General features: G+C 41.1%; 16 protein-coding genes and 1 pseudogene. 3 read left to right on the top strand and 14 right to left on the bottom strand.

Features of this window, described 5'->3' with window-relative positions:
- Positions 1-119: 119 nt before the first annotated feature.
- The 6 genes from FTV41_RS03135 to ahcY all read right to left on the bottom strand — a co-directional run bounded on the left by FTV41_RS03135 (position 120) and on the right by ahcY (position 10,088).
- Positions 120-1,355: a multifunctional CCA addition/repair protein gene (locus FTV41_RS03135; protein ID WP_004972751.1), complete on the bottom strand. Its 1,236-nt coding sequence runs from the start codon at positions 1,353-1,355 to the stop codon at positions 120-122.
- Positions 1,356-1,445: 90 nt separating this feature from the next.
- The gene (locus tag FTV41_RS03140; protein ID WP_179996087.1) at positions 1,446-3,725 is read right to left on the bottom strand and encodes an NADP-dependent malic enzyme; all 2,280 of its coding nucleotides are present in this window, start codon (positions 3,723-3,725) and stop codon (positions 1,446-1,448) included.
- Positions 3,726-3,864: 139 nt separating this feature from the next.
- Complete coding sequence (locus FTV41_RS03145) at positions 3,865-6,741, bottom strand: bifunctional diguanylate cyclase/phosphodiesterase (RefSeq protein WP_179996088.1); 2,877 nt, start codon at positions 6,739-6,741, stop codon at positions 3,865-3,867.
- Between the two features lie 186 nt (positions 6,742-6,927).
- Entirely contained in the window at positions 6,928-7,644 is a 717-nt protein-coding gene (locus tag FTV41_RS03150) for a 16S rRNA (uracil(1498)-N(3))-methyltransferase (RefSeq protein ID WP_004972758.1), read from the bottom strand.
- A gap of 41 nt (positions 7,645-7,685) precedes the next feature.
- Positions 7,686-8,522: a methylenetetrahydrofolate reductase [NAD(P)H] gene (gene metF / locus FTV41_RS03155; protein WP_004972760.1), complete on the bottom strand. Its 837-nt coding sequence runs from the start codon at positions 8,520-8,522 to the stop codon at positions 7,686-7,688.
- Between the two features lie 183 nt (positions 8,523-8,705).
- The gene (gene ahcY / locus FTV41_RS03160; protein WP_179996089.1) at positions 8,706-10,088 is read right to left on the bottom strand and encodes an adenosylhomocysteinase; all 1,383 of its coding nucleotides are present in this window, start codon (positions 10,086-10,088) and stop codon (positions 8,706-8,708) included.
- Positions 10,089-10,306: 218 nt separating this feature from the next.
- Here ahcY and FTV41_RS03165 point away from each other — a divergent pair, with 218 nt between their 5' ends.
- Positions 10,307-10,813, top strand: a complete 507-nt coding sequence (locus FTV41_RS03165; RefSeq protein ID WP_179996090.1) for a cysteine peptidase family C39 domain-containing protein — start codon at positions 10,307-10,309, stop codon at positions 10,811-10,813.
- 94 nt (positions 10,814-10,907) lie between these two features.
- Here FTV41_RS03165 and FTV41_RS03170 read toward each other — a convergent pair whose 3' ends face one another.
- On the bottom strand, positions 10,908-11,420 hold the full coding sequence (locus FTV41_RS03170; protein WP_136144187.1) for a tetratricopeptide repeat protein: 513 nt from the start codon (positions 11,418-11,420) through the stop codon (positions 10,908-10,910).
- Positions 11,421-11,639: 219 nt separating this feature from the next.
- On the opposite strand from FTV41_RS03170, the gene FTV41_RS03175 reads away from it, so the two are divergent.
- The gene (locus FTV41_RS03175) at positions 11,640-11,900 is read left to right on the top strand and encodes a hypothetical protein (RefSeq protein WP_136144186.1); all 261 of its coding nucleotides are present in this window, start codon (positions 11,640-11,642) and stop codon (positions 11,898-11,900) included.
- 74 nt (positions 11,901-11,974) lie between these two features.
- Here FTV41_RS03175 and FTV41_RS03180 read toward each other — a convergent pair whose 3' ends face one another.
- A complete protein-coding gene (locus tag FTV41_RS03180; protein WP_136144185.1) occupies positions 11,975-12,361 on the bottom strand; it encodes a carboxymuconolactone decarboxylase family protein in 387 nt (128 codons plus the stop codon).
- Positions 12,362-12,559: 198 nt separating this feature from the next.
- Positions 12,560-13,573 carry a lipoyl synthase gene (gene lipA / locus FTV41_RS03185; RefSeq protein WP_168461188.1) on the bottom strand — a complete coding sequence of 338 codons (1,014 nt, stop codon included), beginning with the start codon at positions 13,571-13,573 and terminating at the stop codon, positions 12,560-12,562.
- A gap of 288 nt (positions 13,574-13,861) precedes the next feature.
- On the opposite strand from lipA, the gene sthA reads away from it, so the two are divergent.
- Positions 13,862-15,277 carry a Si-specific NAD(P)(+) transhydrogenase gene (sthA, locus tag FTV41_RS03190; protein ID WP_168418062.1) on the top strand — a complete coding sequence of 472 codons (1,416 nt, stop codon included), beginning with the start codon at positions 13,862-13,864 and terminating at the stop codon, positions 15,275-15,277.
- Positions 15,278-15,438: 161 nt separating this feature from the next.
- On the opposite strand, the gene FTV41_RS03195 is transcribed toward sthA, so the two are convergent.
- The 5 genes and pseudogenes from FTV41_RS03195 to map all read right to left on the bottom strand — a co-directional run bounded on the left by FTV41_RS03195 (position 15,439) and on the right by map (position 20,423).
- Positions 15,439-16,395, bottom strand: a complete 957-nt coding sequence (locus tag FTV41_RS03195) for a TauD/TfdA family dioxygenase (protein WP_179996091.1) — start codon at positions 16,393-16,395, stop codon at positions 15,439-15,441.
- A 245-nt stretch (positions 16,396-16,640) separates the two neighbouring features.
- Positions 16,641-16,775, bottom strand: coding sequence for a hypothetical protein (locus tag FTV41_RS15185; protein WP_004972778.1), 135 nt, complete (start codon positions 16,773-16,775; stop codon positions 16,641-16,643).
- Complete coding sequence (locus FTV41_RS03200) at positions 16,768-17,979, bottom strand: MFS transporter (protein ID WP_179996092.1); 1,212 nt, start codon at positions 17,977-17,979, stop codon at positions 16,768-16,770. Before FTV41_RS03200 ends, FTV41_RS15185 begins: the two co-directional genes overlap by 8 nt.
- A 194-nt stretch (positions 17,980-18,173) precedes the next feature.
- A pseudogene (locus FTV41_RS03205) lies at positions 18,174-19,254 on the bottom strand (OmpW family protein).
- 341 nt (positions 19,255-19,595) lie between these two features.
- Positions 19,596-20,423: a type I methionyl aminopeptidase gene (gene map / locus FTV41_RS03210; protein WP_004972787.1), complete on the bottom strand. Its 828-nt coding sequence runs from the start codon at positions 20,421-20,423 to the stop codon at positions 19,596-19,598.
- Positions 20,424-20,500 lie beyond the last annotated feature (77 nt).

Consider the following 20,500-nt stretch of genomic DNA (forward strand, 5'->3'; position numbering starts at 1 on the left):
CGTAGCTTCTATATTTTAGAAGATTACGGCTTTTCGATCAGAAATTTAGGCTGACTTAAATAGGTTAAGAATGATAGATCAAAGAACGCATGTAATGACGTTCTATAGACTTAAATAGCCTAAGCAGTAGCAGCCAAGTGACGTGCCTTTAATTGCTCAATCGCTTTAATGCGTCGTTCAATCAGCATTTCACCAATATCGGGGCCTTGGACATCGGCAGGTAAGTCTTGCGCCTTAATGCTGCGTACCACTTGAATCGCTTCCAAAATATAGCTCGCTTGCGGATAGTCACGATCTTCCAAACCTAAACGCCCACGAGAGTCACATTCACAGGCTTGTACAAAGGCTTCTACACGCTCAGGACGACGCAAGACATCCAAACGCTGTAATAAGCGCCATAACGTGCCAGGCTTTAAGCTCAATGCTTGGTGGCATTTTAAATGCTCTTTACATACAGCAAGTGCAAGTTGTTTGGTATTGGTCGGTACGCGCAGGCGTTCACACACTTCCGTTACAGGTCGAATCCCACGTTCTTCATGCATAATGTGCCGTGGTAATTCATCGGCAGGGGTCAAGGCCTTGCCTAAATCATGCAATAACACTGCAAAGCGTACATCGAGTGAGTAATTGGCACGACAGGCTTGTTGTAGTGACATCATGGTGTGCACACCACTGTCAATTTCAGGGTGATATTCAGGACGCTGTGGAATACCGAATAAAGCATCTAATTCAGGAAATAAAACTTTTAAAGCACCACAGGCACGCAACGTTTCAAAATAAACATCGGCACGTGCTTCCATTAAGGCGCGTGAAGTTTCTTTCCACACGCGTTCAGGTGTCAGCGCGTGTAACTCACCAGATTCTGCCAATTCTTGCATTAATAACAAGGTTTCAGGGGCAACCACAAAGCCTAAAGCATGATAACGTGCCGCAAAACGGGCAATGCGCAGTACTCGTAACGGGTCTTCTACAAATGCATTGGATACATGGCGCAGCACTTTATTGCACAAATCTTGCTGTCCACCGTAAGGGTCATAAACATTGCCATCGCTATCCATTGCCATGGCGTTAATGGTTAAGTCACGGCGGATTAAATCTTCTTCTAGAGTCACGCTTGGGTCGGTATGAAATTCAAAACCGTGATAACCATGTCCAGATTTGCGCTCTGTACGAGCAAGTGCATATTCATCTTTGGTTTCAGGATGAAGAAAAACAGGGAAATCTTTGCCCACAGGTTGAAAACCTTGAGCCAAAAGTTGTTCGGGCGTTGCGCCAACCACAACATAATCTTTTTCGTGATAGGGATGCCCGAGTAAGTGATCTCGAACTGCACCGCCTACTAAATAAACTTGCATGAAAAAACCTCTATTCTTCAAGCAATCATGCTACAGAATAGAGGTTTTCTCAAGTCTATAATTCTGAGTCAGTCACTCAGAAATATAGGTTTATGCTTTAACTTGTGCTGTTTGTTGAATTTCAGCAACAGTGAGTGCAGTCATATTCACAACACGACGTGTCGTTGCAGTCGGAGTCAAAATATGTACAGGTTTTGCTGCACCTAACAAGATAGGGCCAATCGTAACATTGTTACCTGAAGTCGATTTCAACAAGTTAAATGAAATATTGGCAGCATCTAAGTTCGGCATAATCAACAAGTTTGCAGAACCTTTGAAGCGTGAGTTCGGGAAAGCAAATTGACGAATATTTTCGTCTAATGCTGCATCACCGTGCATTTCACCTTCAACTTCAAGCTCAGGTGCAATCTCACTCAAGATTTCAAAGACTTTACGCATTTTTTGTGCGCTAGAGTCTTGTTGGTCAGAACCAAAACTTGAGTGAGAAAGTAGAGCAACGCGTGGTGTCATACCAAAACGGCGTACTTCTTCAGCCGCTAAAAGTGTCATTTCAGCCAACTGTTCAGCAGTTGGGTTAGTGTTGACATAAGTGTCGGCAATGAACAAGTTGCGATCTTCAAGCATCAATGCGTTAAGGGTAAAGAAGTTAGTGCGACCTTCTTTTAGACCAATCACATTTTTCACGAAATCAAGGTGAATATCGTAGCTAGAATAAGTACCACATAACATACCATCGGCTAAACCATGTTTCACTAACATTGCTGCAATGAGGGTAGAGCGACGACGTGCTTCACGCTGCGCGTATTCAGGTGTAACGCCTTTACGCTGCATGATGGTGTAGTAATCATCTGCAAATTTTTCGTAGTTAGGGTTGCTTTCCTGGTCTACTATTTCCATATTCACGCCATGTTCAAGACGTAAACCTAACTTTTTGATGTTCGCTTCAATCACTGAGGTACGACCTACAAGGATTGGTTTAGCCAAGCCTTCATCCACTGCAATTTGTACTGCACGAAGTACGCGTAAGTCTTCACCTTCTGCATAAGCAATACGCTTAGGGTCAGTTTTTGCTTGAGCAAAAATAGGCTTCATCATAAATGCCGAGTTATATACAAACTCAGACAAACGCTGACGGTATGCAGAGAAGTCTTGAATTGGACGACTTGCTACACCTGAATCCATTGCCGCCTGAGCAACTGCAGGTGCAATTTCAAGAATTAAACGCTGATCAAGTGGACGTGGAATTAAATAGTCACGACCGAATGATGCAGATTTTTCACCATAAGTCGCAGCATCTGCTTCAATGTGTGCCATGCGTGCAATTGCGTGTACACAAGCAATTTTCATTTCTTCGTTGATGGTAGTTGCGCCAACGTCTAATGCACCACGGAAAATATACGGGAAGCAAAGTGCGTTGTTAACTTGGTTCGGGTAGTCCGAACGACCAGTCGCCATAATCACATCTGGACGTACTTCATGCGCATGTTCAGGTAAGATTTCTGGATCTGGGTTAGCCAAAGCAAAGATAATTGGATTTTCAGCCATTTCTTTGACCATAGCTTTGGTCAAGATACCCGCTGCAGAAAGACCAAGGAACATATCCGCACCGCTAATTACATCAGCAAGTTGCGTTCCTTCAATGTCTTGCATATAGCGTTTTTTCGAGTCATCCAAACCTTCACGTTTGGTGGTGATTAGACCGCGCGAATCTGCAACAATGATATTTTCTTTTTTCGCGCCCAATGCACACAACAGGTCTAAACAAGACAGTGCGGCTGCACCTGCACCTGAAGCAACGATTTTGATTTCTTCAATCTTCTTGCCGTTAAGTAACAAGGCATTGAGTAGGGCAGAACCTACAATGATTGACGTACCGTGTTGGTCATCGTGGAACACAGGAATATTCATGCGTTCACGAAGTTTTTGCTCAATGTAGAAACATTCTGGTGCCTTGATGTCTTCAAGGTTAATACCACCAAAAGTTGGTTCTAGTGCTGCAACAATATCTACAATTTTGTCTGGATCATTTTCAGCAATTTCGATGTCAAATACATCGACACCAGCAAACTTTTTAAAGAGTACGCCTTTACCTTCCATCACAGGTTTAGACGCCAAAGGACCGATATTACCTAAACCTAATACTGCTGTACCGTTACTAACGACAGCAACCAAGTTACCGCGAGCGGTATAAAGTGCAGCTGTTGAAGGATCACGTTCAATCTCTAAACATGGTGCTGCGACACCTGGTGAGTAAGCGAGCGCTAAGTCACGTTGGTTGACCAGCTGCTTACTTGGAGTAACGCTGATTTTTCCTGGTGTTGGAAATTCGTGATAGTAAAGTGCCTGCTGTTTTAATGATTGATCGTCCATCTGAATCTCGTGTGTGACAAGTTGGCCAGCGATGCTGGTGGTTTTTTTATGAATCTTATCGAATATACCATTACTTGCCCCCTTAGCACAGACGTCACTGTTTATTTTTAGAACAAACTTAGAGCTTTTGGGTCTAGTTTCAGATTAAGGAGCGATAAGCGCGCGATACTAAATTGGCTTTTAGAAATTGGGTCGCTTCACTTTCAGGCAAAGGCCTAGAGAATAAATACCCCTGCGCAATATCACAATTTAAATTCTGCAAATATTGCAGTTGTTGCTCAGTTTCAATCCCTTCAGCCACCACACTCATGCCCATGGCTTTGCCCATAGCAATCATGGCACTAACAATGGCTTCTTGTTTGGTATTTCCAATTTTAGAAACAAAGCTACGGTCTATTTTTAAACTGTCAATTGGGAAGTCTGTTAAGTAAGAAAGTGAAGAATAGCCTGTACCAAAATCATCTAAGGCGATATGAATATCACGTTGTTTAATTTCATCTAATAAAGACTTCACGGTTGTGGAGTTTTCCACTAAAGAGGATTCGGTAATTTCTAATTCTAAGCTTGCACCTGAAATTTGATAGGTATTAATCGCATCATCTAAATCTTGCAGCAATTGACCACGTTGCAGTTGTTGTGCAACTACATTAACCGATACTTGGATATGATCAAAACCTAACAGATTCCATTCACGAATTTGCTTGGCAGTTTGTTGAATTACAACCCGACCAATATCGGAAATTAAACTGGTTTGTTCCGCAATAGGAATAAATAGGTTCGGTGGAATAATGCCTTTGGTTGGATGTTTCCAGCGCACCAATGCTTCAAACCCAACTACCTGATAATTATGGAAATCAATTTTAGGTTGATAATATACAATTAACTCATCATTTTTAATGGCTTGGCGTAAGTCACGCTCTAAATGCACATCTTGTTCTAGCAGTTTGGTGTTGTCTAAAGCGTAATATTTAACGGTATTACCACCCAAACGCTTGGCTTCAGACAAGGCTTGTTCTGCACAATTATTCAGATAATCCAGCTGGCGTCCATGTTCAGGATAGAGGGAAACCCCCATCGACAGGGTAATAATATGTTCTTGTCCCTGCACATTAAACGGCAAATTAAAGGCTTTGGCGATGCGTTCACAGTGCTGCTGTATAGAAGGGCGAATATGAGAAATTTCATACACAATTGCAAAATCATCGCCATTTAAGTGCGCGACAAACAGCGCTTCGGCATTGGTGATGCGTAAACGCTGCGCCACTTGACGGAGTAATTCATCGCCACCATTATTGCTTAAATATTCATTTAAAGGTCTGAAACGGTCAATATTGAGTCGAATGACCGCCAATTGCTGCAATGAATCTTGCTGCGAAATAAGATATTGATGTAGTTGATAATTATAGTAAAAGCGATTAGGCAAGTCGGTCAGTGGGTCGTAATTTTCTAAATAGGATAGACGCTGTTCTTGTAGTTTATGTTCGGTTAAATCAGACACAATCCCAATATAATTAATAATGCGGTTTTGCTCATCGGTGACGGCATTGATATGCACACGAACTGCGAGTTCTTTACCAGAGCGGAATCTTGTATTCATTTCAGCATCATATTTACCTGTGCTGAGCAATTGTTGAAGAATTTCTTCTTGCGTAATGCGTTGATGTGCTTTGTGGGACTCGACCAAATCAAACAGATATTTGCCTAAAATATGGTCGCGTTTAAATCCGCTCATTTGAGCATAGAATGGGTTGGCTTCAATATAACGTAAGTTTTCATCTAAAATAAAAATACCTTCGGCTGCCTGTTCAAGTACGCTGGCAGTAAGTTTTAAGCGCTCTTGTCCAATTCGTTCTTGGTGAATGTCACGGCGAATCCCCACCATGCGCAAAGGTTTATTGGTGACAGGATCACGCTCAATCACCCGACCAATATCATGCACCCAATACCATTGACCTGAACTATGTTGTACGCGATATGTGGCTTGATAGCGTTCAGTTAGACCCCGTAAATGTTGTTTCATGGTTTGGTGAAAGTGCGGAATATCATCAGGGTGAATCAGTTGCTGTAATTTATTCCGATGCTGTTTGGTATTCTCTAAACGAGTTTGCTGTGCGCCACCACCAAAGACAATACTGCGTTGCCGTATATTCCAGTCCCATGCTTTTAGACCTGCGGCTTCATGCGCTAAAATTAAACTATGTTGTTGATTGATTAAATCTTGGTGCGTTTGTTCTAAGTCAAAGGTACGTTCTCTTACTTTTTGTTCTAGCATTTGATTGTTAAATTGCAGTTGAAGTTCAATATCTTTGGACTTGTTCATTTCAACTTGTAATTGTTGGCAGAGTTGATCTGTCCAGCCGACTTGTTGCTCTGCGGCTTTTTTGAGTTGGTCGTTCTTAAAATAGACGCTCGATAAACGACGATGCATGTGCATTGAAGTATTGGCACAAATCAGTAAGGTAATTAAGGCAAAATTTGTCGCGAGAAAAAAGAAAGCGGAAGTTTCGGAGTGAACTAAAAACTGTGCGAAAATATAGGGTGTAATCACTGGAATGAATACCCAGCAAAAATAACTCAAGCGCTGCGTTAAAAAGGTGAGGGCAAAGGTTTGACTCACAATAATTAATAAGGCCGCTAAAATAATCGCTTCATAGTTGCTCAGTTCAGGGTTTTGCTGAGGTAAAAAGTAATACAGTAAACTTACCCCAACCGCGATTGCTGTTCCGATCAAGAAACACACCAATTTTAACCAACGATGTGCTTGTTGGAGTTGATATTGTCCCACTTTAAAGTGAATTGCTGTGAGCAGTAAACACGAACCAATGGTCAGTTCAGTGAGAATAAACCAGATATTGAAGTAAGGTGATGAATGTGAGAAAGAAATTTGATAAATAAAAAACACATACAGGCAAACAATCAGGATGCTGACCAAAAAGAATCGAATAAGCCGAATGGTATTGGTGATTTGCGCAGCATCTAAGTATTGCTGCAACAATTCATCTTGAGCGTCTGACATACTTCCCCAAAATCTAGTTAAATGATTCCATCATTTATATTTTTAAATAACATCACGTTCATGCATAAAATATTGCTGTTTTGTGTTTAAATTTTATGCAAATTTTTTAATATATTGTTCGAGATTAATCCTGTACTTTATAAATTGCAATGTTATTGGCAATCGATTTCTGTAAAAACGGATAAATTACTCGGCCAAGCGATAATTTAAGAGAGCTAAAGCAACCACAGGTGCGGTTTCAGTGCGTAATACCCGAGTACCAATACACCAGTTTTGAAAGCCAACCGCATTGGCAGCGCTAATTTCTGTTTCGCTTAAACCACCTTCAGGCCCAATTAATAAAGCCAAATCTTTACTGACATTGTTTAGCACATCTACTTGATCTTTATTCGGTGCTAACACTAATTTGGTGGTAGGAAGGTCACTATTCAGCCAGTCCTCTAAACGTAGTGGGGCTAAAATTTTCGGTACGATATTCATGCCACATTGTTCACAGGCTGCAATGGCAATGCCTTGCCAATGATCTAATTTTTTTTGATCGCGGTCATATTTTAAGCGCATTTCACAGCGTTCAGAGGTGAGCAACTGAATGTTAGTCACGCCAAGCTCTACCGCTTTTTGAATCGCATAATCCATACGATCGCCTTTGCTCATTACTTGTCCTAATAAGGCGCTAAAGCTTGGGATGCGATTGTCTGGATTAAAACTTTTAATCTGCACTTGCGCTGTTTTTTTGGTAACTTCAACCAGTTCCACTTCATATTCACCACCTTGCCCATTGAACAAGGTGGCGGTTTCACCGACTTGTGCGCGTAGTACTTTCACCCAGTGATGAAATACTGTTTCAGTCAGTTCAACTTGCGTATCTACTGCTAATTCAGCCTCAATATAAAAACGGGGCATAGGGATTACTCGTTCAAGTCAATAAATATGAAAAATACAGCTTAAGCCAAACCAAGATCTGTCACTAATTGACGAGTCGGTTCGGTGTTGTTCATGGTGTAAAAATGCAAACTTGGTGCACCACCTGCAATCAGGCGTTCGCACAGTTTAATAATCACTTCATGACCAAAGGCTTTGATTGAAGCTGTGTCATCACCATAGGTTGCTAATTGCTTACGAATCCAGCGTGGAATTTCTGCACCTGTACCATCTGCAAAGCGAATTAAATTGCTGGCATTGGTAATCGGCATAATGCCAGGCGCAACAGGAATATTCACACCTTGCTTTTGAATACGTTCTACAAAGTAAAAGTACGCATCTGGATTAAAAAAGAACTGGGTGATGGCAGCATTGGCACCAGCATTTACTTTGGTGACAAAGTTTTTAATGTCTTGATCAAAGTGGTCTGCTTGTGGATGCATTTCAGGATAAGCCGCAACTTCAATGTGAAAATGATCACCTGAATGTTCACGAATAAAACGCACCAAGTCAGACGCATACGGCAATTCGCCTAAACCAACTTGACCTGAAGGTAAATCACCACGCAAAGCCACAATGCGGTCAATGCCTTGTGCTTTATAAATATCAAGCAATTCAGCAATACGCGCTTTGTCATCACCAATACAAGACAGGTGCGGCGCTACAGGTGTGCCTTTGCCATTGAAGTCGCTAATGGTCGATAAAGTACGTTCACGAGTAGAACCACCTGCACCATAAGTGATAGAAAAAAACTCTGGATTTAAAAGTTGTAATTCTTGATGCACAACTTTGAGTTTTTCTGCACCTACATCGGTTTTAGATGGGAAAAATTCAAATGAAATAGGAACTTGTTTGGTCATGATTAAATCCTTGTTATAAATACTTATTTATATTTTTTCACATCTCCTAAATCCTCTCTTGCGCTGGGTTTAAAAGCAGTGCTTTAAACTTGCTCAGGAGAGGACTTACCCTCGAATACATTCATTAAACAATGAATCATTCCCTCTCCCTATGAGAGAGGGTTAGGGAGAAGGATTAAAAACTTAGTATTTATAAGCATCCGATTTAAACGGACCTTCAACAGCTACACCTAAGTAGTCCGCTTGTACTTGAGTCAATTGTGTTAATACACCACCAAAACCAGCAACCATTGCAGCAGCAACTTCTTCGTCTAGTTTTTTCGGTAAGATTTCAACACGAATTGCCGCTTGTTTTTGATCGGCAGGAAGATCGGCAAATTTCTCTGCAAATAAGTGCATTTGTGCCAATACTTGGTTAGCAAATGAACCATCCATAATACGTGATGGGTGACCTGTTGCGTTACCCAAGTTCACTAAACGACCTTCAGAAAGCAAGATTAAATAATCGTTTTCGTTTTCTGAACGATACACTTGGTGTACTTGTGGCTTCACTTCAACCCACTTATAACCACGTAAGTAGTTGGTGTCGATTTCAGTATCGAAGTGACCAATGTTACATACAACAGCGCCTGCTTTAAGTGTATCTAGCATTGCTGCGTCGCACACGTGATAGTTACCTGTTGTAGTCACAATCAAGTCAGTATTTTCTAAAAGCTCTAGGTTGACGTCTGCTTTGTTGCCTGTTTGCACGCCATTGTTATATGGAGATACAACTTCGTAGCCATCCATACATGCTTGCATTGCACAAATTGGGTCAATTTCAGAAACACGTACAATCATGCCTTCTTGACGTAAAGATTGCGCAGAACCTTTACCTACGTCACCATAACCAATCACTAATGCACGACGACCAGACAATAGCATGTCTGTACCGCGTTTGATTGCATCATTGAGCGAGTGGCGGCACCCGTATTTGTTGTCGTTTTTAGATTTCGTCACTGAGTCATTGACGTTAATGGCAGGTACTTTTAAAGAACCATCTTTCCACATTTCAATCAGACGTTGTACGCCAGTTGTGGTTTCTTCGGTAATACCGTGAATACGCTCTAATAATGCAGGATATTTCTCATGAACAAGTGCAGTTAAGTCACCGCCATCGTCCAGAATCATATTGGCATCCCAAGGTGTGCCGTTTACATTAATTTGTTGCTCAAGACACCATACATATTCTTCCTCAGTTTCGCCTTTCCAAGCAAAAACAGGCACGCCAGATGCTGCAATTGCTGCCGCAGCATGGTCTTGAGTAGAGAAGATGTTACAAGATGTCCAACGAACTTCTGCGCCTAATTCAACCAATGTTTCAATTAAAACAGCAGTTTGAATGGTCATGTGGATACAGCCGAGAATTTTCGCGCCTGCAAGTGGTTTTGCAGCTGAGTAGCGTTTACGCAAGCCCATTAATGCTGGCATTTCAGCTTCTGCAAGTTTGATTTCTTTACGGCCAAAATCAGCTAGGGTGATATCGGCAACTTTATAATCTGTAAATGAAGCATTAACCGCGTTCATCACGATCTCCTTAAAAAAACAATTGATCATTCAGTTCGCGGATGCCGTTTCTTGCATAGCAATGGATATGCTACGCTGGTCGAGCCTGGCGATTTTACATTTAGTGCCTGTAAAACGTCGCAGCATCCCTCGACTAGCGCAATATTGTACTTGGAAATTGATTTAGTTCCAATCATGTTTTGTTTATTATCAACACAATTATATTTTGGGGCGAAAGCATGGCGGTGGAGATTCCTTCTGAATTGGCAGAGCTTGAAGCCAATTGTGGTATTTACGCGGTTTGGATGTTATTACAACATTTAGGCATTGATGCCGATATTCAACAATTAATTGATGTCTGTGGCTATACACCTGAGCAGGGTACAACCACGATTGGTCTGGCAGTTGGTCTGAAAAAATTCGGTTTTAATGTGCAGTTTTACACAGACCCTGACCCTGATCTACAAGATTCAGAAAAGTTGAGTTATGCAAAAGCTGAACAGCTAAAATTGCCTATATTAGCGCCTATTGCTTATACCCAAATTCAGCAAGCCTTTGATGCAAATAAATTTGTGATTGTGTATTACGATACTTTAGACGGTGAGGGCAATCATTCACTGGTATATTCAATAGACGAAGCTGAAATCTGTTTTTTTGACAGTTTTGAGCCTATGCCTGCGGCTGTTTTTGAGCAACAACGTCAGCAAGCAGGTATTTGCAGACAAGTGATTGTGGTAGATGTTTAAAATATGATTGAAATGTCTTTCAATAATCCAAAGTGAAAGCAGCAAATCTATCAAAGCCGATCATTTGATCGGCTTGAAAGAAAAATTATTGCAGCTATTGGGCAGCATCGGCTTTTTGTGTCCAATAATCTGCTTTGGTTTCATCTGCATCTACACCCAAAGCATTTTCATAAATAAAAGCAAGGTCACGCATGGCTTGTACTTCGCCTAGTTCCGCAGCTTGCTGAACCAGTGCGACTGAACGTGCGACATCTTTATCAACGACATCGCCACGACGGTAAAAGCCCGACAGTTCTAAAATTGCAGCAGGGTGTTGCGCATCACTGGCTTGTTTAAGCCAAAAAAAGGCCTGGTCAAAGTGATGTTTGGCATCTTCAGGGTCATCTTCCTGCACATCTTTTGCATATACGGTATAGCCTTCACCAAGCCAATACATGGCTTCAATATGTCCATTACTTGCCGCTTTGAGTGCCCATTCTTCGGCCAGTTCAATATCTTCATCAAAATCGCTTTGCATATACAGCACGGCAACTTCAAACTGAGCTTCAGCTTGCCCAGCAATCGCGCGGTTAATTAGTGCAGTAGGAATAGAAACAGATTCTGACATAACGCCATCCAACACAATTTTGAACTTTTGAATGAGCGATAGCCTAAAAGGTCTTGCATGAAAAAGCTATCTTTATTGCAGAGGTTTGGTGGGTTGATCTGCAAGGGAAGAGTGTTGTATTTGATTGGTTAAAATTAAATGAATAACAAAAAATCACTTGAGTCAGAATGGCTTGCTTCAATATGCTTAATTTGAATAAGACATGATGAGAACAATAAGATGGTAAAATTTTTGACTGCTGAGGAAGCGAAAGTCTATTCAGATCACGCCCACCTTGATATTGAATTGTATAAACAGCGTTTGGCTATGTTGATTGAGGAAAATGCCAAACAGGGTAATACGGCAGTTTTGGCTGTGTTACCTAAACATTTACCTTTGGAAGATATTCGCAATTTATCGGCTGAACTGACTGACTTAGGTTATCAGGTACGTTTTGAGCTGAATGAGTTTTTCTATAGTTTTAATGTGTATTGGATTTAAGATCAAAACTGTCGATATTTCACTGTATGCGTTCAGTGAAATGTCGACAGTTTTTATAACTTCTTAGCTTGCACTTAAGTGTTGGTGGTATGTTCAGCCAACACTTCTAAAGCTGCACGAAAGGCTTCCTGTGTTGCAGGTGCACCGCAATAAGGTAGGCTGTGTAGCAAAACTTCCTGAATTTCTTCTACACTTGCGCCATTATTCAGCGCACCACGAATATGTCCTTTTAATTCGGTTGGGCTTTTTAGCGCTGTTAAAAATGCAATGGTAATTAATGAACGATATTTACGAGGTAATACACCTTCACGTTGCCAAGTTGAGCCCCAAGCATGTTCGTTAATCCAGTCCTGTAAAGGTTGGGTAAACGGCACAGTATTGTCTTGTGCACGTTTTACAAAGCTTTCACCCATAACTTCTGTGCGGACTTTTAAGCCATTTTCATAATCTTGTTGTGACATTTTGCTAGCCTTATTTTATTGTTTGAACTTAGTAGATAGATTAACAATTTATGGGCACAACACCATTCACACTTGGTCGTAGACAATCAAAAAATGCTCAGATGAACCTATTTAAATCTATTCACAAGGCATAAAAAAGCCCCAGACATCGAGTTGGGGCTGTTTTGGCTTTATCGCAAATTTGGAAATAAGCGAGTGTTAAGCCTCAATGGTTTGCACGCTAATTTTTTTAGCAGGGTCTGCTTTGCGGCGCACTGTTGGAACAGGTTCGCCATAGTATTGACGGTCTGCAAAATAACTTGAACGCACCATTGGTGCCGCCCAAATATTTTTAAAGCCAAGCTTTTGGCCATGTGCTGTGTAGCGTTCAAACTCTTCTGGCGTTACAAAACGGTCAATTGGCGCATGCTCTTTAGAGGGTTGCAAATATTGGCCAATGGTCACGTAATCTACGTCGTGAGCCTTAAGATCATCCAATAACGCAATCACTTCTTCTTCAGTTTCACCAATGCCCACCATCAAACCACATTTGGTTGGAATATCAGGACAGTATTCTTTAAACATTTTGAGTAAGTTTAAAGAGTGTTGATAGTCCGAACCTGGACGCATGGCTTTATATAAACGTGGCACAGTTTCAATATTGTGGTTGAAAACATCTGGCGGACATTCAGTCATAATGCGTAGTGCAATATCCATACGACCACGGAAGTCTGGCACCAAAATTTCCAATAAGGTGTCTGGGCTGAGCGCTCGGGTTTCTTTAATACAATCTACAAAATGCTGCGCACCGCCATCTAATAGGTCATCACGGTCTACAGAGGTGATTACGGCATATTTTAAGCCTAAATTGGCAATGGTTTCTGCCATGTGACGTGGCTCTTCAGGGTCAAGCGCATTTGGTCGACCATGGGCAACATCACAGAATGGGCAGCGACGGGTACAAATATCACCCATAATCATAAAGGTTGCAGTACCACCACCAAAGCATTCAGGTAAGTTTGGGCAAGCGGCTTCTTCACAAACGGTATGTAATTTTTGCTGACGCAAAGTGGTTTTAATGCGTTGAACTTCTTCAGGTGCCGTCATTTTGACCCGAATCCAGTCAGGCTTGCGAGGCGTTTCAACCGTAGGAACAACTTTTACAGGAATACGTGCGACTTTTTCAGCACCACGGAGTTTGACACCCTGTTCAGGTTTACGGTTTGCAGACATATTCAACTTTTCCACTGTTTTTGAAGGGGAGAGATTTAGTATGGCTTACATTTTACAGAATGTTGAAGCAAAATATGCCAATTCCAACATGCACGGTAAAATGTCAACGAACATTCATCATAAGAGCATATTATTATAACGAAATTGTGCTTAAATTGGGTAAAAACGATATTCATATAAAAAATGTGGTTATCACGTAATATATGCACACTAAATACAGAAAATTCAAACGATTTACGTCATAATATGGCCCATTGAAAAGATAGATTTAAAGAAAAGGAGCGTTGAATGCCACGTAAAAAAGAGGTCGTTAGTGGAACTTTCGTGAAGTATGATGCGGTCGTTCTCGGTTCAGGCCCTGCGGGTGAAGGCGCGGCAATGAAACTTGCCAAATCAGGTAAGCGTGTTGCGATTGTAGATATTCGTGAACAACTCGGTGGTAACTGTACGCATGTGGGTACAATCCCGAGTAAAGCACTGCGTCAGACGGTGTCTAATATTATTCGTTACCGTCGTGACCCAATGTTTAAAAAAATGGGTGACTGGCGTCAGTTTACCATGAAGCAAGTGCTTCAAAGTGCACATAAAGTAATTCAACAGCAGGTTGAAACGCACTCACGTTTTTATGATCGCAATGAAATTGCGATTTATCATGGCCGTGCTTATATTCAAGATAAAAATACAGTTTTGGTTTTTAGTGCAGACGGCATTAAAGAAACCATTATTTGTCAGCAAATTGTGATTGCAACGGGTAGTCGTCCGTATCGTCCTGAAATTTTAGATTTCAACCATCCGCGTGTATTCGATTCAGATAAAATTTTGGATTTGGACTTTTCTATCCAAAAAATCATTATTTACGGTGCAGGGGTTATTGGCTGTGAATATGCGTCTATTTTCATTGGTTTAGATCACAAAGTCGATTTGATCAATACACAGCATAAATTACTCAGTTATTTGGATGATGAAATTTCCGATGCGCTGTCTTATCACTTACGTGCGCAGGGTGTGTTGATTCGCCATAATGAGCAAATTGATCATTTAGAAACTTTTGATGATCACGTGGTTTTATATTTGCAAAGTGGTAAAAAAATTAAAGCCGATGCAATTCTGTGGTGTAACGGTCGTTCAGGTAATACCGATGGTTTAGGTCTTGAAAATGTTGAGCTTAAGCCAAACAGCCGTGGTCAGTTAACAGTCAATGATCAATATCAAACTGAAGTAGATAATATCTATGCTGCGGGTGATGTAATTGGTTGGCCATCATTGGCATCTGCTGCGTATGACCAAGGTCGTTGTGCAGGTGCAAATATGAGTGGCGAAGAAAATGTTGTACCTGTGACTGATATTCCAACAGGTATCTACACCATTCCAGAAATTTCTTCGATTGGTAAGACTGAGCAGGAATTAACTGAAGAGAAAATTCCGTATGAAGTTGGTCAGGCGTCGTTCCGTCATTTAGCACGTGCGCAAATTACGGGTGATACCGTAGGTGAATTAAAGATTCTGTTCCACCGTGATACTTTAGAAGTGTTGGGTGTGCATTGCTTTGGTAATAATGCTGCAGAGATTATTCACATTGGTCAGGCCGTGATGAACAGCCCGAACAATACAATTAAGTATTTTGTTGAAACAACATTTAACTATCCGACTATGGCTGAAGCCTACCGTGTAGCAACTTTAAATGGTATGAACCGCTTATTCTAAGTTGCTGCAACATCGCTTAAAGTTCATTAAAAGAAGAACCCGTAAAGTTTAGGCTTTACGGGTTTTCTTATTCTAAGTTATTCGTTTGGTGTTTTAGTTTTGGTACGTCATTTTATTTGAGTCCAATAATGGCTCGATAGATTATCTGCATGATGAACAAATTAAAATGGTCGGCTACCCGCCAAACTAATTCTTTTAAGTAAGCGCCGTTGCTCGGCAGGGAATGGCTCCCTAGAGTGTAAGGTCACTTGATTGTCCCAAAATACCAAATCCCCTTGTTCCCAATGATGCGTGTAGCGGAAGGCTGGCTTTAAAATATGTGCGCGTAGCCGAGCAATTAATTCACTGCCTGCCTGATCATCATAATTGAGCAACTCCACTTCAGAATGGGTGTTCAGCCAAAGGACTTTACGTCCAGTTTCAGGGTGGACTCTCACCAAAGGATGTGGATAGCCATGACCAACAATAGGTTGATCATGAAAACGATATAGGGGCGAATTACCATAGCTACCCGTTGCAGTTGTGTTTTGTGCACGAACAAAAGGGTTGTATGTAATGAGTTGAAGATGATCAATTTCCGCTTTGGTGGTTTCATCTAAGGCATCGTAGGCTTTAATGGTGTTGTACCACGTAGTTTGGCCGCCTTGTTCTGGAATTTCTATGGCATACAGCAGCGAGGCAAAAGAGGGTAAAGGTGTCCATTGATGGTCTGCATGCGGTTTGAGTTCTGCATGTCCCGTATAATCACCTTGTCCAACAGCATTAGATACAGGCACAACATCAGACGGTGTGCCTGTGTCGGCTTGACTGCCCAAAACAGGATTGTCTGAACTTGGACGGAAAATAGAACCAAAGTAACTGGCAAATACTAAATACTGTAAATCATCTAAATGTTGTTGTTTAAAAATCAAAACTAGATGTTGTGCCAAAGCTTGTTTTAGACGATAAATTGTTGCACCTGTTTGGGCTTTTTTCGCATCTAGCCCTGTCACGACAGCACCTAAGGCAGCACATGCTAAAGGTTGTATTTGAATATCATTAGGATTTTGTAATGAATCGGCTTGATGCCAACGTGGTGCATCATGAATTGCTTGAGAAAGCGGGCTTAGACTGCTCATTGGGTTTTTACTCTTTCTTGGTATATGGTCAAGAAAATTTAAGTAAAAACAGCCATCAAATAAAATTAAAAGAAATGCTAAACTTATGAAAAATATTATTTTTTAAATAAATGTTTGATCTTGAACTATTTAACTTATTTTGCATAGATTTGCTGTTTAAATGCAATCTAGTCAATGGAGCATGTTATATAAGTTACTCCTTCAGTATTGAATACATTGATAAAGAGATCGAGTGACGCAGACAATTAATGTGCGCAGAATGCCTGATTAAAATACTCAAACAGTTGAGGCGTTTGCATCCATAAAAAAATTGAAAAGACGAGCAGGGCAATAACCGCCAGCGCGAGCAGCACTTTAAAATTAAATAAAGAATTAGTCATGAATGACGTGCTCCTCATTGACCCAGAAATGCACCAAGACCGCAAACGCACTTAAAGCAATAGAAACAATCCAGATAGCATTATAGTTACCTGTCAGATCGTGGTTTAAACCGCCAAGCCATCCACCAAAAAATGAGCCGACTTGGTGTGTAAAAAACACAATGCCACTGAGCATGGTCAGGTATTTAATCCCAAACATATTTGCCACAATACCATTGGTTAAAGGCACTGTAGATAACCACAACAAACCCATAATGATCCCGAATGCATAAATTGTCCAGATGCTTAAAGGCAGGATTAAAAAGACGATAATGGCAATACCGCGTAGTCCGTAAAGCCACATCAGCAAGTGCGGTTTCGAATAGCGACCGCCTAACCAACCTGCGGTATAGGTGCCTACAATATTAAATAAACCCACGAGTGCTAGAAAAACTGTGCCTGTGGTTGCATTAAAGCCATGATCGATTAAGTAGCTAGGTAAGTGAATCCCGATAAACACCACTTGAAAACCACAGACAAAAAAGCCCAAAGCTAAAAACCAAAAGGGTTTATGGTTTTTGGCAATCACCAAAACTTGTTTAAAGCCTAAAGCGGGTTGGCTGACTGAACTTGCATTAGGGTTTTGATACATGGGTGCTTTGAGCATCCATGCCAAAGGAACAATCAAGACAATTAAAATCGCACTGACAATTAATGCGCCCGACCAACCTACACTTTGTAATAACAATAAGGTCGATGGCAACATGATAAATTGCCCAAACGAGCCTGCAGCACTGGCAATACCCATTGCAAGGCTACGCTTTTCTGGAGGAGCAGCGCGACCTACTGCAGAAAGTAGCACAGGGAAAGAGGTTGCAGAAAGTGCCAAACCTAAAATTAAACCCACACTTAAATTTAGCAATAAGCCTGTCGAGCTGACGGCCATGAGCAATAAGCCGAGTGCATACAGTGCGCCACCAACTGCAACTACAATTTTACTACCGTATTTGTCTGCAAAAGCACCTGTGATGGGTTGGACTGCACCCCAAATTAGGTTTTGCATGGCAATGGCTAAACTAAAGACATTATGTCCCCAGCCAAATTCATGGCTCATCGGTACCAAATACAAACCAAATGCATGCCGAACCCCAAGCGATAATGCCAAAATAATGGCGCTTCCAATTAACATATAAATTAGAGGTTTGGAAAATTGAGCATTCGACATAAGGCATCCACGTATGGCTAACAGCTTGTTATGGTAATCGATTCAGCTCAAGAGCGCGATAAAATAAAATTCATCAAATGATAAAATTGAGTTATCAAGATAGAAGCGATTGCTTTAATTAAATAGTGTAAGAAAAAATAAGACGACCGTAGCCGTCTTAAATTTAGTTGAAAGTGGAAAAGTAAAATTAGAGATTAAAAGCGCATCCCAAAGCCAGCGTATGCAATGATCGGATTCACTTCAATATCTGCTTTAGAGTGAATCAATTCACCATGTTTGGCATCGGTCACCGTAATGGTGGTTTCATTTTTAAGGTGTGCATAAGATAGTGAATCAACTGCAAACCATTTTTCATTAAAGTCATAGGTAAAACCTACGGTGGCAACAGGTGCAAACGCATCGGTGGCATCTAACTCAACTTTTGGGTTGGCTGAACTTGGTTTGCCTTCTAAAGATGCGCCTGATTTTCCTTCTTTAATATTGGCAATCATGTGACCTGAAGCAATTAAGTCCTGCTCAGTACGTGGATTAATTTCTAACTCATTGAAATAGGCATACATCAAACCGACGCCAACATAGGGGCGGAACTTATTTACGCCTGTTTTGCCAAAGTGATATTGAAACTCAAATGCAGGTGTCCATGCGCGGGCAGAAGCAGCAGGGCCATGCGCTGCTAAATCGGTAATGAAAATATCATTTTGTAATTCTAGTTCACCCAACGCACCGCCTAATGGACGTGCAATTGCGGAGAAGGGTGCATAAATTTTACCTTTGCCTTGCAAATCAACTTTAGGTGGAATGCCGCCTTTGACTTCAAAGGAAATATTATCGGTAAAGAAATAGTTGCTGATAATACCCAGTGTGGTGACATCATCTGCTTCTAAACCTGTGCCGGGATTATCCCATTGCTCCAAACCTGAAATTGTGGCTTGTCCACTCATGTTGGCAGGTACGGTAGGCAGTAAATTTAATGCTCCGCTTAATAATACGGGTGGCTCAAAACCGTCACGTAAATTATCTCTTACAGTTTGAGATTGAACCTCACCGACATCGGCTGTGTAGCCGTTGTGAATGGCTGTATTGACCCGAAAAGGTTGTGCTTTGCCTTGTGGCATAACGTGCAGCGCACCTACCGAAACAGAAAAGCGTTTAAAACCATCACCATCTTTTAAACTAAAATAAACCATCACCATCTTTTAAACTAAAATAAGGTGAGTTGGCATAACTAATGACTGGCAAACTACTCAGTGCCAAACAGCATAGTGTTTTTTTCATTGTGGAACTCCATGTCCAATTTTGCTTGTTGTTATTTACGGCATTGTTATGCAAGGCATTATGAAATGGACTGGAAAAATAAAACTGTTGTTTTTACAAGATATTTTTTTAAACTTTTGTGAATAACTGGAAAAGTGTGCAGGTGTTTTGTTAAATCCAAAACTGTTGAATACGTGAAAATGCTTGTTTTATTGGATGGCTTTAAAGTTCTATTGGTTTGAAATAAAAAGATTTTATAGAAATTGTATGCGTTGAAATTAATAAAAAAGACCAGTCGGAACTGATCTTTTTGACATACGGGTTAAATTTTTAGCCAATGACAGATTTTGGCTGCAAACACGTTATGCAGTAAAGCGTGATAAATCTTCATCAGGGCGGGCAGTCAGCACTTCCAAGCCATCTTTGGTGACCAAAATGGTGTGTTCAAACTGTGCCGATAATTTGTGGTCTTTGGTCACCACTGTCCATTTATCGCCAAGTAATTTGGTTTGCCATACGCCTGCATTGACCATTGGTTCAATGGTAAAAGTCATACCTTCTTCTAAAATCATGCCTGTGTTGGCTTGACCATAGTGCAATACTTGTGGCTCATCGTGGAAGGTCGTCCCAATACCATGACCGCAATATTCACGCACGACACTAAAGCGTTCAGATTCAACATATTTTTGAATCGCATGACCAATATCACCAATGGTTGAACCGGGTTTAACGGTTGCCATACCGCGATACATCGCTTCTTGGGCAACTTTGCATAAACGATTGGCTAAAATGGAAGTTTCACCACCCACGATATACATCATATTGGTATCGCCGTGGAAACCATCTTTAATGACTGTGACATCAATATTTAAAATATCGCCTTTCTTCAGCACTTTACTTTCTGACGGAATACCGTGACAAACTACATGGTTAACCGATGTGCAAATGGTGTGTTGGAATGCTGGACGACCCGGAGCAGCACCATAACCTAAGCAGGCAGGAATAGCTTGTTGCTGATTGACAATATAGTCATGGCAAATCGTATCCAGTTCGAGCGTAGTAACGCCTGGTTTAACGTGTGCTTTGATCATCTCCAAAACTTCTGCCGCCAGTCGTCCTGCCACGCGCATTTTTTCAATATCTTCTGCGGTTTTGATGAGTCGACGAGGTGCTTGATAAGTTGTGTTCATGATCTTTAAAAACTTTTGGAAATTTGTGTGTGACTATGGTATAAATAGCCGCCCATTTTATCAAATGCTTTTTATGA

Origin of the sequence: Acinetobacter sp. YH16051 (genome assembly GCF_013417135.1) — a bacterium.
Taxonomy (GTDB): Bacteria; Pseudomonadota; Gammaproteobacteria; order Pseudomonadales; family Moraxellaceae; genus Acinetobacter; species Acinetobacter towneri.